This is a genomic window from Pseudobutyrivibrio xylanivorans DSM 14809 (assembly GCF_900141825.1).
In the GTDB taxonomy this organism is placed as follows: domain Bacteria; phylum Bacillota; class Clostridia; order Lachnospirales; family Lachnospiraceae; genus Pseudobutyrivibrio; species Pseudobutyrivibrio xylanivorans.
The window spans coordinates 16,767-32,089 of record NZ_FQYQ01000012.1 but is presented as its reverse complement, the minus strand read 5'-3'; the positions used below and the strand labels follow the sequence as shown (position 1 = coordinate 32,089).

Sequence of the window (15,323 nt, the reverse complement as noted above, 5' to 3'; positions counted from 1 at the left end):
AATGGAATATTACAGCAAAGAAATTAGCAACTTAATAGCGGAGCTAAGTGATTTGCCTAGCATTGGAAGTAAGTCAGCCCAGCGGCTGGCTTTCCATATATTAGGAATGGACGAAGAGAAGGTAAATGACCTTGCAAATGCCATTGTTCAGGCTAGGAAAAATGTCCGTTACTGCAAGGAATGCTTCACTCTCACAGACGACGAGCTTTGTCCAATCTGCTCTAACCCAAAGCGTAATAAGAATATTATTATGGTTGTGGAGGACACCAGAGACTTGGCAGCTTACGAAAAGACTGGAAAGTTTGATGGTGTGTATCACGTGCTCCATGGAGCTATTTCTCCAATGGCTGGAATAGGACCTGGAGACATTAAGCTTAAAGAGCTTATGGTTCGCCTCCAGCAGAACGATGTGGAGGAGGTTATCGTGGCCACAAACTCATCTCTCGAAGGAGAAACTACCGCAGCCTACATCAGCAAGCTTATCAAACCTACAGGAATTAAAGTAAGCCGCATCGCGTCAGGCGTGCCAGTAGGCGGCAATCTTGAATATATCGATGAAGTAACGTTACTTCGTGCGTTAGATGGACGCACAGAGTTGTAGGAAAGACCCTAGTAGCTATCAATCTCTGTTCTTACTCAAGCGAAGCATTTTACGCTGAGCGGAGTAAGATACAGGATTGAGAGTGTAACTAGGGTCTTTAGTTTTTCTCGGAAGCGTCCGACATATAAGATGTAAACGTAAATGCCGTGGAGGAACTGTATGCAAATAGAAGGACTCAAGGTAACGGATTACATCAAAACAGAAGGTGGAAGCGACCAGCTTATGGGCGTGGGAACCAGCGGTATCAAGGACGATAAGAAAGCAAATACCTATAAAGAGCTTAAGGCATTGTCGGTTGATAATGCATACTATAACAATAAGGGAGTCATGACTGATGAAGATTTCACCAAGGAAGTGAATGAGGCATCAGCTCTTGGCATGTCTACAGTTGATAAAATCAAAAACGTAGAGAGAGCCTGGGATGAGGAGGCTACTGCAAAAACACGAGAAGGTGGTCATGACCCTATGGATATGGAGCCAGAGACCCTTATTACAGTTGTAGACGAAATAAAGATGAATTTAGCAAAGGCTGGAGCAGACATCTCAAAAATGGGAGGTCTTTCAGATGCTGAGATAGAGGCAATGTCAGGTTCTATTGCTCAGGCAGTGGCTATGACAAAAGGTCTTTCAGATACTCTTCCAGTGGAAGCTCAGGCCTATCTTGTAAAAAATGATTTGGAGCCTACAATCACAAATCTTTATAACGCACAGTATTCTGCGCCAGCAAAGGCTCCAGTGGAGACAAGCGATGAAGATATCATCAGTCTCATTGAATTAGTTGAGGGTAAGGTAGATTCACTTATAGAGCAAATTGAAAGTGAAGACATTAGGTTTGCGCGAAACCCTGTGCCGCCGGTTGAATTAAAGAACATGGTGGCGACCATGTTAAAACAAGATGTTCCTGTAACAAAGGAGCATCTTGAGTACATGGTTCAGTTAGAGCAGTATGAAAAACCATCAGAGGAAAATATCGTAAGTGCAATATCAGATATTTTAGCTGAAGGAAAAGAGCCTACAGAGGCATATCTTATCGAAGGCTATTCACTTATGGATCAGGCGAAGAAGACCTTTGAAGAAGTAATGGGAATGGATGTTAATGATTTAGCATCTGTTACTGCAAAACGTCAGCTTACAGAGATTCAGCTTACAATGACAGTTGAGGCCACATTCACAATGATGAAAAATGGCATCGACGTTAATACAAATGATCTTTCAGATTTGTTGGATAAGCTTAAGCTTCAGGAAACAAATCTTCTTAAGATATTAATGAAGTCTGAAACAGGAGAGAAGACAGATTCCAATGTGAATCTTTTCAAGGAAGTCATGAATGAAATGGCGGAGATTCAGTCTGCGCCAGCGGCTGCATTTGGAAGATTTTCAAATATTGGGATGGAAACTTTCTCTTATGTTCACGAAGTCAGCGTATCTGTGACTGCTGAATATTCACGCATGGAAATGACATATGAGGCTGTTGGCACAGAAGTAAGAAAAGATTTGGGTGACAGCATCAATAAGGCGTTCCAGAATGTGGATGATATTTTGGCAGACCTTGATATTGAGGCTACAGAATCAAGCCAGAAGGCAGTTCGTATTCTTGCATATAATCAAATGGAAATCACAGCAGAATCTGTTACAAGCATGAAGGCTCAGACAGAGTTGGTAAGTCGTACCTTTAAGAGTATGACACCTGCAGTTGTTTCCGAGATGATTAAGCGAGGAAATAATCCGCTTGATATGACTATGAATGACCTTAAGAACATGGCAGAAAATATCAAGGCTGAGATGGGAAGTACCTCTGACGAGGAAAGCTACGCAAAATTCCTTTGGAAGGCAGAGCATAATTCAGAAATCAGCGCTGAGGAGCGTGAGGCTTATGTTGGTGTGTACAGACTTCTTCATCAAGTGGAAAAGTCTGATGGCGCAGCCATAGGTGCGTTGATAAGTCAGGGCACAGATGTGACTCTTCGCAATCTTATGACAGCAGTTCGTTCAAGTAAGCACACAGGTAAGGACTATGAAATCAACGATAAATTCGGTGCTTTAGATGAGATGGTAGTAAGAGATTTATCTATCACCGAGCAGATTGAAAAGGTATTCCTTACAAATAGATGCCGTGATGCCAAGGAAGCAATGACTCCAGCCAAGATGCACATTCTGGGTGAGGATAACATTTTGAATATGAATCCAGATGAATTTGCACAGGCGATGGAAACAGAAACGATCACTTCCGAGCAGTTAGAGGAAAAGGCTTACAACCAATATGTGACAGCACAGCTTAAGGATGCCTTTGCATCAAGTGAAGAAGTAGAATCAGTATTGCAGCAGTTTAACATTCCAACTACTGCAAATATGATTACAGCAGTTCAGGCATTGATGCAGAACGGTTCAAGTCTTACAAAGGATTTATACGGCAGAGCTGCAAAGCTGCAGGAAAATCAAGATATGGATATTGAAGATTTGATTAATCTTGCGTTCCAGAGATTTGATGAAGCCTGCCATAGTCCAGAGGCAATGAAAGAAGCAGAGGAGCTTCTTGGAGATTTAGCAGAAAGTGTCATGAAATCGATGGAAGAATTGGAAGATGTTAAATCAATTGATTTAGATAATATGAAACTAATTATCCAGCAGACAAAAGCTATCCAGCAGATGGCGAATACGGGTGAGACATATCGAATTCCTATAGCAGTTGACGGAGAAGTTGGTGATATGAATCTTCGCATCGTTCGCGGTCAGCAGGAAACAGGTCTTGTAAAGATGGCAATTTATATGGAGCAGACCAGCACTGTATCTACCACCTTTAGATATGAAGCAGGTGAGGTAAAGGCAAGTGTTGAATGTGCAACAGCTGAAACTAGGGAGCGACTTGCCAGCCAGGCCGATAAGCTTTCAGAGTACATGCAGGAACAGACAGGATTTAGTTTTACATTCTCATTTACACGTGAGGCTGGACTTAGCGTCAATGATATTTATAACTGGCAGCTGGGCAACTTCAAGGAAGTGGAAGATAGAGAAAATGAAATTCAGACAGAGGCCCTATATAGCATAGCCAGAAGCTATTTGAACGTTATAGGAGAAATGTTCTGATAAGTGTTCGATTAATTTTTAATGGATTGAACCGATAATAAAATTGTAAGGACAGGGATGATCTTTATCAATTAAAAATACACCGCACGGATGCTAGACTTTTGTTACGGCTTTAGGAGGCGACTATGAGAATTAACAATAACATGTCAGCGGTGATTACAAACAACAAACTTCTTGGTACCGAAGGTTCCCTTTCAGATGTAATGGAAAAGTTAAGTTCAGGCTTCAACATTAACCATGCATCAGACAATCCTTCTGGAATTGCTATTGCAGGTAAAATGCAGGCACAGATTGATGGACTTGACCAGGCATCTACAAATGGTTCCGACGGTATTTCTGTTTTACAGACAGCCGAAGGTGCTCTGAACGAAGTAACAGATATGATTCAGAGAATGAGAGAGCTTTCAATACAGGCTGCCAATGGAACAAACTCAGACGAAGAACGTGAAGCAATTCAAAAGGAGATAGAATCACTTCTATCAGAAATTGACAGAGTATCACAGACAACAGAATTTAATAAGATTAATCTTTTGGATGGATCTTTAGATTGTAGAACTTATGCCAATAATGTAACAAGGATTGCCACATCTAATGGAGTACCCGCAGGTATTTATCAGCTTAGAGTGGATAAAGCAGCAGAACGAGCTGTAAGTTCTACATCATTAACAGGAGAATATGAATTTGACGAGGTATTTGATAATACTTACACAGAAGTAAAAACCACAACACATGTAAAAACAGGTACATTTTCTGGTGGATTTAACTTCAAGGAATTTATAGACACAACTAGATGGGTAACCACAGAAGAGGATTATTCTGATCCAGAAAAAATAGTTACTAAAACCACAGAAGGTGATGGACTTGGTATATCAGGATCGCTTTCAATAAATGGTTATCCAGTAACCTTTACGCAGGGGTCGTCAGGAGAAACAGTGTATGGAATGCTTAGGCAGGCCTGTGAAAAGGGTGGCGCAGTAATAACAGATTTCGACGACCCTGAAGGAATTAAGATTTCTTCATACAAATATGGAGCAGACGCCGAATTAAAAATTGAGTTTTCCAGCGTGGAATTCGCAAGAGCACTTGGCTTTTACAATGATGGAGGCGATGAGGTATTAGACAAAGATGAAGCTGGTACCGTACTTCCAAGAATTGCAGACGCAGGAGAGGATGCAGTAATAGTTCTTTATCAGAACAACAAAGATGATGCTGGAAATGATGTGGAATCTTTATTTGGTGCGCAGGCAACATATAAGACAGACGGAAGAAGAGTCATCGTATCTGATACGAAGGGCTTCGAGATGTCTTTCCTTTTAGATGATGGTTTTCAAAAGGACGCACTTGATCCCGCAGGAAACCCATATGATGGTTTGGTAACTTTCAATGTAACTGATATAGGCTCAATGGCACTTCAGGTAGGTGCAAATGAGGGCCAGAGCATGAAGGTAAGAATCGCATCAGTAAGTACAGAGTTTATGTACATCGATGATGTAGATGTTACAAGAGCAGAGGGACCAGAGGATGCAATGGATGCTCTAGAGGAAGCATTAAGCTATGTTACATCAGTACGTTCACAGCTTGGTGCTTACGAAAACAGATTGGAGCATACAACAAAGTCTTTGGATGCCACTGAAGAAAATATGACATCTGCCATTTCTCGAATCGAGGACGCCGACATGGCGACAACAATGGTTGAATATACAAAGTTAAACGTGTTGGAACAGGCAGGTGTATCAGCACTGGCACAGGCTAACGAGTTACCGCAGTTGGCACTCCAGTTATTACAGTAGTAGGGTATATCATCCTTAGCCAAGATTCATTTTCTAGCCTTGGATATGCACTTAATAGGAGAAATAGTAAATGAACAGAGATAAGATTTCAGCTTTTACCTTAAAAATAGCATCCAGCAATGGTAGCGGATTAATATCAATTCTTTACGATATTTATAATGAATATGAAAAAGAAGCGCTGGATAAATTTGCAGCTGGCCAAGTGGATGAAGCAGTGGTAGCACTGAAGAAGTGTGCCGATGTGGTAAATCACCTCCAGAGAGATTTAAATTTTGATTATAAGGTAAGTTCAAATCTGTACGCGCTTTACGATTATGTACAGCGAAATGTATCCAAATCCATATATAAGGCAAATTCCGATGGACTATTAGAGGCTAAAAGAGTCATGGATGAATTAGGTATTGCGTTTGACCAAGTGGCTAAGAAAGATTCTTCCGCGCCTATAATGCGGAATACACAGTATGTTAGAGCTGGTGTTACCTATGGAAGGGAGGCACTAAATGAAAGCCTAATGGGTAATCAGACCAGCAGAGGATTCTGGGCATAATTTTAATATTAAATTATAGAAAAAGAGATTTCCGTAACAGGGAATCTCTTTTTTAATACTTAGTTATAAGAAGTACTGTGAGAATTATACAACATAGTGCTACTTATTCCTCAAACGTGTATTTATCTCTAACAAAAAAACAAAATGTGATTCTTTACAAAAATTATTATAGCGTGAAATGCTATGTATCTTCCTGGCACCAGATCCTATAATTCCAACTCGAAACGGAGGTGAAGAAAACGAAGACGTTTTTTACGTGGAGTATTTTGACCGTGGCCAATTTATTTGATGCCAGGGAATACAAAATTCCAAATGAGCTGATCATACTGGGATATGCTGCAGGACTTTTCCTGAATATACAGAACTTCCAGATGATTGGAGTTGTTCTTTTCATAATAAAAGCCATATTGCCAGTACTTATACTGTATCTGCTGTATACACTTAAGGGGCTTGGTTCTGGTGACATCAAATTGTTTTCTGTTATGAGTACACTAGTGGGTTTTGAGTACACAACAGAAGTGATGATAACTTCGGTGATGCTTGCTGGCGTCGCTGTATTGGGACTTATCTTATATGAGAAGGGCATCAATTTAAAGAGAAGATTACACTATTCTTTTTATATGACGGCTGCGTTTTTTTTACTACAAATGATAAATGATTAAAAAGAATGGAGTTGAAATCAATGAAAAATTTGGAAATCGCATTATGTGATCTTGATTCGAATTATGTATTAAAATTTGCCAATCATTTAATGATGAAGGCCAACATTGGAGTTCATATATTTACGACACCAGAAGGATTTTTCCAAGATGAAACAGATTTTGATGTTGCCATAATAACAGAAGATTTTGAGGAAATATCAGGCTTTCGACCTAAGGGAGTGGTTGGACATAAATACATACTTACAGAGGACTCAGACAATATGACAGAGGATTTCATTTATAAGTTCCAGGCTGTGGACAAGATTCTAGATGAAATCAAAGAGTTAAAGGAAGTATGTGAAAAACATAGCATTAGTAAAAGAAATTCTAATGGAAAATCTAAGCTTATTGGAGTGTATTCTCCGGCAAATCATGAATTACAGTTGCCATTTTCTATGGCACTTGGTCAAGCACACAGGACAGATGGAAAAGTCCTGTTCGTAGATCTGGAAGAGATTTCTATAATGCCAAATCTCATCGGCAGAAATTGTGAAAGAAATCTTATGGATCTTCTTTATCTATTAAATACTAATGCTGAGGATATGGAAAAAAGTTTGTCAGATTACGTTCGAAGCTTTATGGGCTTTGATTATATAGAGCCATTTTGGAATCCAAATGAAATCAGTGAAATCGATGAAGATACCTGGGATAAGTTCTTCGAGATGCTTGTGAAGACTGATTATGATGTAGTTGTTATCCTATTTGGAAGAGCTATCAATGGGTTTGCAAGATATATCGAGCGTATGAATCGACTTTTCGTCTTGGGACGACCGGGAGATTACTTTAGAAAATGGCAGGAAAACTTTTTAGATTATCTGGATAGAATACAGGCGAATATTTCGGTAGAGAATGTAATTTTGCCAATGTCAGCAGGAAATCTAACTGATGGAAGCTACCAATTGGAAGAGCTTTTGCACGGTAATCTTGGAGTATTCGTAAAGAAACTAATAAACAGCAATGAGAGAAATGTTATAGAGAATTATGGCTAACATAGAAGAACAGGTACGTATAGAGGTAATGAATGAAATTGACTTATCTTATGACGTTACCGATGAAGAAATCCTTAGGCTAATAAAAAATAAAATCATGGAGATATCAAAATCCATTCCAGTTTCTCTAAGCCAGCGTCAGACGATAGAAAACCATGTGTTCAATTCTCTTCGAAAGCTGGACGTGCTGGAAGATTTGTTAGCTGATGAGGAAATCACAGAAATAATGATAAATGGGCCAGACAATATTTTTATTGAAAAGAATGGCAGAGTCATTCATTCGCAAGAAAGGTTTTCATCAGAAGAAAAGCTTAATGACATCATTCAAAGTATAGTGGCCCAAAGTAATAAAATCGTAAATGAGTCAAACCCTATAGTGGACACCAGACTGGAGGACGGAAGTCGAGTAAACATTGTGTTAAAACCAGCTGCTGTGGACCACAGTATTCTTTCCATTAGAAAGTTCCCAAAGGAGCAGATGACAATGGAAAGATTGAAAAATTTGAGCTCAATCGACGAGGAGCAAATAGAGTTTTTGAAAGAGCTTGTAGAGTGCGGATACAACATTTTTGTATCCGGAGGAACAGGAAGTGGAAAGACATCATTTCTAAATGCTTTAGGGGAATTTATCCCTAAGGACGAGAGGGTTATAACCATTGAAGATTCTGCAGAGCTGCAGCTTAAGAATGTTGACAATCTGGTTCGACTTGAGGCTAGAAATGCAAATCTCGAAGGAAAGAATGAAATTAGTATAAGAGACTTGTTGAAATCCAGCCTTCGAATGCGACCAGACAGAATAGTAGTAGGTGAATGTAGAGGTGCAGAAGCCCTAGAAATGCTACAGGCATTTAATACAGGGCATGATGGGAGTCTTTCTACAGGACACAGTAATTCTTGCAAAGACATGCTATCACGACTTGAAACAATGGTGCTTATGGGAGCGGAGATACCACTTCCAGCAATAAGACAGCAGATTGCGTCGGGGATAGATATTATTGTGCAGTTAGGAAGACTTAGAGATAAGAGCCGAAAACTTTTGGAAATATCAGAGGTGGAAGGCATTGATTCAGGTGAAATAAAACTTAATACTCTGTACAAGTTTAAGGAAATAAGTGAAGAAAATGGAAGGATTATTGGTCAATGGGAAAAAGTAGGCAACTTAGTGCATACAGAAAAATTAGTGGAACATGGCAAGGCATGATTCCCTGGCTTCAGGGTATTGGAATAACAATAGCTATAGCATTTCTTTTTTATCGATCTTTCTTTGGAATTCTTTCAGGCGTACTGATTATCCCTTTTTGGTTAAAGCTTAAATCAGAGGAAAAACAGACTCAGCTTCAGGCAAAAATGGAGACGGAGTTTAAGGAATTTATGCTGCTTATAGTGGCTGGTCTTCAGACAGGATATTCCCTTGAAAGAGCTTTGTTGCAGGCAGAGGAAGAGCTAAAGAAGCTATATTCACAAGAATCAGTTTTAGAGAATTCTGTTCATATTATGAATCAGAAAATTGCCATGAACACTCAGGTTGAAAAGGCTTTTGCGGAATTTGCAAAGACAGCTGGACTTGAGGAAGCAGAAAGTCTTGCTGAGATTATTTCCTTTGCAAAAAGATGCGGTGGTGATTACTGCCGTCATATTCGAGAAACAGCTATTAAGATTGAGGATAGTATTGCTGTAAAACAGGAGATACAGACAATCACAACAGAAAAAAGACTGGAACTGAAAGTTATGTGTGTAATGCCAATCCTGATTCTAGGGTATATTTCTTTGACATCTCCGGGATTTATAAAGCCACTATATGGAAACCTAGTTGGAATTATTCTGATGAGTGGATGTCTGGTGGTGTATGGATGCCTGATAGTTTTAGGAAGAAGAATTATTGATATCAAGGTCTGAAGAAGTGGGAGGCGGGAAGTCTTGCAAAAAAGTCATGATTTAACGAAAAAACAATTTATAGAAATATTAGTAGTCACAACATTGCTAGGATTAGGAATTCTGGTTTATGACTTCGTAAATACGAATGTTGGTTTTGATGGAGTCATAGAACGAAATGATGCAGGCGCAGGGAGTGTTTCAGAGGACCTGGAGTTGGGTTTTTCGGACCAAAAACAGGAATATGAAATAGAGGTGTCAGATAGAAGGTTATCAGAAAAGGAAATAGAAAAAAGCTTTGATAAGGCCATTCAGGAAATCGAAGAAACCTATCTTGGACAAAACAAATCTGCGAATAATGTGACCTATGATTTGGTACTGGAAACAGAATATGTGGATGGGTTGATAGAAGCAAGCTGGAAGTTATCACCCTATGGAATTATATCCAGAGATGGAAAAATTAAGGTTGAAAACATCCCAGAAGGCGGAGAGTTAGTAGATGTTCAATGTACGCTTTACTACGAAGAGGCTGAAAGAATATATAGTTTTTCTGTTCTTGCTAACCGCAAGGGGATGGATACATTAGATGGTCAGCTTGAGGCAATAGATAGAACAGTCAAAGAATTGGATGAAAGTACACGTGAAAAATCTGAGTATGTCCTTCCAAAAGAAATATCAGGAATGGAATTAAGCTGGAAGAAAAAGATGAATTTCAGAGGCTTGCAGATTATTTTCCTTGGGATTCTTACTGTGGCAGGACTTGCTGTAGGTAAAAAACAGGATGAAAAGAAGGCTCGACAAATGTACATAGATGAATTGGCGAAAGATTATCCACAGATAGTGAGTCAGCTGTCAATTCTTATGGGAGCTGGAATGAGTCTTAGAAAAGCACTGGAAAGAATTAGTGGTAAGTATGTACTTTCACTGAAGAAGGGTGAAAAACAAAAAGCTGGCTATGAAGAGATATTAAAAACATATAGAAAAATAAATGATGGCCGAGGGGAAATACAAGCTTTGGAAGAGCTTGGAAAGAGTTGTGAATGTAAGGAATACAGGAAACTAACCATGCTGTTGGTACAGAATTTAAGGAAAGGCTCACGGGATTTGTTGGATTCGTTGGAAAAGGAAGAAGAAAACGCTTTTGACATGAGGAAGCAAAGAGCAATCAGAGCCGGAGAAGAAGCTTCTACAAAGCTTCTGATACCAATGGGTGGAATGCTATTTATAGTAATAATTGTGCTGGTTGTACCAGCAATAATGCAGATTAATTAGAAAGAAAGAGGAAAGAAATGAAGAATTTAATGTTACATATGAAGAATAAAATGATGGAGTTTTGGAATGAGGAGGATGGAATCGGTACAGTTGAGATGATCCTTATCCTGGTTGTATTAATTGGAATTGTGCTTATCTTTAAGGATAATCTTAACGATTTGGTAGAGAGCCTGTTCAAGACAATCAATTCTCAGGCTAAGAGAGTATAGTGGCCAAGGGCTCTGTTTCTGTGTTCTTCACATTTATTCTGGTTTCAGTAATGAGCCTGATTTTCACAATGAGTGAATGTATAAGGCTATACGAGATGCTAAGCTTTGCTCAGGAGTACACAGATATGGCAGTTGAAAGTTCTTTTTCAGAATATAATCCCTATCTATGGTCAAACTATAAGATTCTGGCGGTGGATTTAGGATATGGAGAAAACATGACTGGTCCAGGATCTTTGGAGCAGAAAACATTGGATTATTGTAAATATAATTCTGATGTGGACAGTGGATTTAATTTTGCAAGAATGACAGCTGAAACCAGTTCAGTAAATAAATACGCACTTCTTACTGATAGAGATGGTGCAGGTGTTATAGGACTTGGTGTAAAGGCTGCTAAATATGGTATGACCAGTCAGATAATTGATGGAATACAGAATCACATAGACAGTGTCAATGGTATAGAAAAGATTCCAGTAGAAATAAAAATCGAGAGTAGTAAGAGTTCTTTAAACAACGCAAAAGAGGAGCTCGCAGAAAAAAGGAGAGCAGCTGATGAGGATGATGACCCCAACACAAAACCTGAGGACTATCAGGGACCAGAAAAGTTAGAGGATGATCCTCTGGATGCTTTTGATATTTTGAAGGAATCATTTTCAAAAGGAGTTCTTGCTACGGTGACGAATGCAGAGTCGCTTTCAGATAGAAGTACACAGTTGGAAAATCTTCCATCACATCGAAAGCTATTAAAAGGGAACATGGATTTTGAAGAAGGTAAAGGAATAGTAGATAAGGCCCTTTTCATAGACTATCTGATGTCAAATTACAGTTATTTTGGAAATGACTTAAAGCATGATGGCTTAAAGTATGAAGTGGAATATCTGATTTCTGGAAAAGAAACTGACCCTCAATGCCTGGCATCTGCCGTAGAGCAGATACTTTTGGTTAGAGAGGGAGCTAATTACACGACAATCATTAAAACACCTGCGTTGGAGTCACAGGCAACAGCTGTTGCTGAAGCAATGGCAGGTTTTACTATGAATCCAGCCATTATCGAGGCAGTTAAATATGCAGTGATAGGTGCCTGGGCATATGCAGAAGCTACTTTGGATGTACGTTTGTTATTGAGCGGAGGAAAGGTAGCACCTATAAAAAACTTGAATCAATGGACATCGGATGTTTGGCATTTATCAAATGTCTGCAATATAAAATTCAAGGCAATTGATTGCGGCAGTGGAGCTGGATATAAGGAATACCTCATTGGTTTTCTTGCACTTAGAACTAATGAAAAATTAGCTATGAGAGCATTGGATATTATGGAAAATGCTCTTAATTCCACTGAAGATTATAAGAATGTAAAGGTAGACAATATGATTTGGGCAGCTGATATAGAACTTACATATTCTGCAGAGGAGATGTTTTTGTCTCTTTTTGCAGGAAACAATACGAGAAAGGGAGAGCTGGGACGTTATCATTTTGTAAGAAACAAAACAATGTCCTACTAGATTTTGAAAGGAGGTGTAAATAGGTGTCTCATTGTAACTATCAACCAAACTTGTACATTCAACCCAGTGTTCAAGGCCAACCAAGGGAAGTAAGGGGTATTCTGCACAAATACCTTCAAAAGGAGATGCCTTTTTATGCCTCCTTTGAAAAGGCTAGCTATACCATAGAGGCAGCAGTAATCTTGCCATTATTTATTACCCTTATGATTTTTGGAATGTTTATTTTCAGAATGCTACAGGTTCAATCAGGGGTGCAGCAGTCGTTAGATGCAGCAAGCAGAAGAATGGCAGTTACACTTGGAAATATGGCAAATGAGGGTGAGTCTGATAAGGATGTAGATACCTCTAATGCAGAGCCGACACTAAGGGGAGAACTGTCTGAGGCAGGTCTTTTGATTGCAACTATTTCCATGGCTGGTTACGAAGTAGTAGAGCATAAAGTACCCATTGAATACATAGATGGTGGTGCAGCAGGATTAGATTTCAGTGAGTCCACTGTTGAGGGAAATTACATCGATTTAAAGGTGAATTATAATCTGACATTTCCTATTGGGTTACTTGGAAACTACACATATGAAGTGACCCAGCGATCGAGGTGTCGAAAATGGGTGGGGTGTGACAAAGCAGAGTTTTCCCTAGATGCAAGGTATGTTTACATAACTGAAAAGGGCGAGGCATATCACAGAAACTATATGTGCACATATTTAAATCCATCGGTGCATTCTATGCCTGCTGAAGATATAAAATCAGCGAGAAATAAAAGTGGCGGAATATATTATCAATGTCACAAATGCAAGAATATCAAGCCAGGTGGCTTAGTGTATGTGACTGATTATGGAACCGCCTGGCATAGTGATATTAGTTGTAAAGAAATAAAGCATAACATTAAGAAAGTTTTATATGAGGAAGTAAAAAATAGCATGAGACCCTGCAGTAAATGTACGGGTGAACAGTAGAGGAAGAAATGGAAGTATATGGTTTAGTTTGTTTGTATTGCCTGACGACCTTTGATGATTTAAAGGATAGACGGGTGAAGGTAAGTGAAATACTTATATTTGGCGCAATTGGAATAATAATAAATATAGTTTATAGGCCTAATGATTTGCTTAGTATTTTGGGCGGAGTGATGATTGGAGTTTTGTTATATCTATTTAGCATCATTTCAAAAGGGAGGATTGGAAAGGGGGACGCGTTACTGATTATGGTTACGGGATTGTACCTTGGATTTAAAGATACTCTGTTGCTTTTATGGTTGAGTATGGTATTAGCGGCAATTGTTGGAACAATATATGTAAGAAAACATCACGTTAAGATGGATGTAGAATTGCCTTTTGTACCATTTTTATTAATAGGTTATGTAGTTATGTTCATGGTTACAAACTTAGGAGGACTTATAGTATGCGGTTAAAGGGAAGCTATACAGTGGAGGCTGCATATGTATTCAGTTTTTGTATTTTGGTTGTAGGCATGGCTATATGTATAGCATTTGATTTGTTTTATGATGCCATGGATTACGTAAGCTATGAGCCAGATGCTTTTGATGCAGTTAATCTTTTTAGAACAAAGGAAGGAGTAGTTGGCACAATACATGCCATATTGGATTAGTGAATTTATGGAAATTAATTATAAACGACAGCATAATGAAAGCTTTATGGTGCTGGAAGTGGCAGAAGCTTCTTCCGGATACGAAGAGCGAATGATAGAAGAAAACGAAATACCTGCACTGCTTAAGTATACAAAAGTAAATTTGAATGGAGTGCAGCAGTATAATTACTGCATTAGTAGAAAAGAAAACCTGGAGGATTTTGTCGAGGCAAGGGATTTGACACTGGAGGTTTTCAGAAGGTTGATATTGAACATCCAGTTAGCTTATGAGGAGATAGAAAGATATCTAATTGATGAAAATCACATTTTCCTAAGCAAGGAAACTGTGTTTTTAGAAAAATCAAATGATAGCTTTAAGGTAAGTCTTTGCTATTATCCTCATGATATGGGAGGAGTGCAGCAGCAGTTTAGAGAGCTGATTGAATACTTTTTGAAGCTTGTACCCAATGATAATCGCAAGTTGGCAGAATACATATATAATGCCTATGATTTGTGCCTTAAGGATGATTTTACATTTGATGAAATCTTGGACAGTCTTCAAGAGGAACAAGATAATGAAACTTTTGTAGAGAAAATAGATCCATATGCCATGGAAGGAAATCAGGAGTCGTTAGAATTACATAATGACTATATTCCGCAGGGAGATAGTTTATCTGAAATGTACGATTTGTATGATAATGAGAAAACTGGCAAATTTGGAAATTTCTTTGATTCCGTAAAATCATTTTTAAATATGCGAATACAGTTTAAGGATGATGTGGAATCTTCATACGAGGATTTTATCGTGGAGCCTGATTATGAGCTGGAGGAGAAGACAATCCTACTTACTGATGTGAAACCTACAGGAAAACTTGTTTATGATGGGCAGAAGCAGGAGGACGATTTTCTGGTTAACAAGGATGTATTCAGGATTGGAACGGGAAAAAACAATGATGCCATCTTGAAAGAACGAACTGTTAGCAGCAATCATGCGAAAATTATTAGGGATGGGGATGACTTTTTTATATCAGATTTGAATTCTACGAATCAGACTTACCTGAATAATGAGCCATTAGTATACAAAATCCCTAGAAAACTGAAGATAATGGACAAAATTTCCTTTGCCAACGTAAATTATATTTTTCAATAAAGCGAAGTTCATCAAATCATTGAGA

General features: G+C 38.7%; 15 protein-coding genes. All 15 read left to right on the top strand.

Features of this window, described 5'->3' with window-relative positions; translation table 11 throughout:
• Position 1: 1 nt before the first annotated feature.
• Entirely contained in the window at positions 2-601 is a 600-nt protein-coding gene (recR, locus tag BUA88_RS09710; RefSeq protein WP_072916902.1) for a recombination mediator RecR, read from the top strand.
• A 159-nt stretch (positions 602-760) separates the two neighbouring features.
• Positions 761-3,685: a DUF6240 domain-containing protein gene (locus BUA88_RS09705; RefSeq protein WP_072916898.1), complete on the top strand. Its 2,925-nt coding sequence runs from the start codon at positions 761-763 to the stop codon at positions 3,683-3,685.
• A gap of 125 nt (positions 3,686-3,810) precedes the next feature.
• Positions 3,811-5,475 carry a flagellin N-terminal helical domain-containing protein gene (locus tag BUA88_RS09700; RefSeq protein ID WP_072916895.1) on the top strand — a complete coding sequence of 555 codons (1,665 nt, stop codon included), beginning with the start codon at positions 3,811-3,813 and terminating at the stop codon, positions 5,473-5,475.
• Positions 5,476-5,545: 70 nt separating this feature from the next.
• Positions 5,546-6,022, top strand: a complete 477-nt coding sequence (locus BUA88_RS09695; protein WP_072916891.1) for a flagellar protein FliS — start codon at positions 5,546-5,548, stop codon at positions 6,020-6,022.
• Between the two features lie 230 nt (positions 6,023-6,252).
• Positions 6,253-6,684, top strand: a complete 432-nt coding sequence (locus BUA88_RS09690; protein WP_072916887.1) for a prepilin peptidase — start codon at positions 6,253-6,255, stop codon at positions 6,682-6,684.
• A 20-nt stretch (positions 6,685-6,704) separates the two neighbouring features.
• On the top strand, positions 6,705-7,712 hold the full coding sequence (locus tag BUA88_RS09685) for a hypothetical protein (protein WP_072916884.1): 1,008 nt from the start codon (positions 6,705-6,707) through the stop codon (positions 7,710-7,712).
• Complete coding sequence (locus BUA88_RS09680) at positions 7,705-8,913, top strand: CpaF family protein (RefSeq protein WP_072916880.1); 1,209 nt, start codon at positions 7,705-7,707, stop codon at positions 8,911-8,913. The genes BUA88_RS09685 and BUA88_RS09680 overlap by 8 nt, the downstream gene beginning before the upstream one ends.
• Complete coding sequence (locus BUA88_RS09675; protein WP_143151421.1) at positions 8,853-9,608, top strand: type II secretion system F family protein; 756 nt, start codon at positions 8,853-8,855, stop codon at positions 9,606-9,608. Before BUA88_RS09680 ends, BUA88_RS09675 begins: the two co-directional genes overlap by 61 nt.
• A gap of 21 nt (positions 9,609-9,629) precedes the next feature.
• Positions 9,630-10,856 carry a type II secretion system F family protein gene (locus BUA88_RS09670; protein ID WP_072916871.1) on the top strand — a complete coding sequence of 409 codons (1,227 nt, stop codon included), beginning with the start codon at positions 9,630-9,632 and terminating at the stop codon, positions 10,854-10,856.
• Positions 10,857-10,873: 17 nt separating this feature from the next.
• Entirely contained in the window at positions 10,874-11,065 is a 192-nt protein-coding gene (locus BUA88_RS09665; RefSeq protein ID WP_083572474.1) for a Flp1 family type IVb pilin, read from the top strand.
• 125 nt (positions 11,066-11,190) lie between these two features.
• Complete coding sequence (locus BUA88_RS09660) at positions 11,191-12,564, top strand: DUF5702 domain-containing protein (protein WP_143151420.1); 1,374 nt, start codon at positions 11,191-11,193, stop codon at positions 12,562-12,564.
• Between the two features lie 125 nt (positions 12,565-12,689).
• Positions 12,690-13,520 carry a TadE/TadG family type IV pilus assembly protein gene (locus BUA88_RS09655; protein WP_072916862.1) on the top strand — a complete coding sequence of 277 codons (831 nt, stop codon included), beginning with the start codon at positions 12,690-12,692 and terminating at the stop codon, positions 13,518-13,520.
• 8 nt (positions 13,521-13,528) lie between these two features.
• Entirely contained in the window at positions 13,529-13,972 is a 444-nt protein-coding gene (locus BUA88_RS09650; protein ID WP_072916858.1) for a prepilin peptidase, read from the top strand.
• Positions 13,963-14,169 carry a hypothetical protein gene (locus BUA88_RS09645; protein ID WP_072916854.1) on the top strand — a complete coding sequence of 69 codons (207 nt, stop codon included), beginning with the start codon at positions 13,963-13,965 and terminating at the stop codon, positions 14,167-14,169. The genes BUA88_RS09650 and BUA88_RS09645 overlap by 10 nt, the downstream gene beginning before the upstream one ends.
• Positions 14,141-15,298, top strand: coding sequence for a DUF6382 domain-containing protein (locus tag BUA88_RS09640; protein ID WP_159430886.1), 1,158 nt, complete (start codon positions 14,141-14,143; stop codon positions 15,296-15,298). The genes BUA88_RS09645 and BUA88_RS09640 overlap by 29 nt, the downstream gene beginning before the upstream one ends.
• Positions 15,299-15,323: the final 25 nt, after the last annotated feature.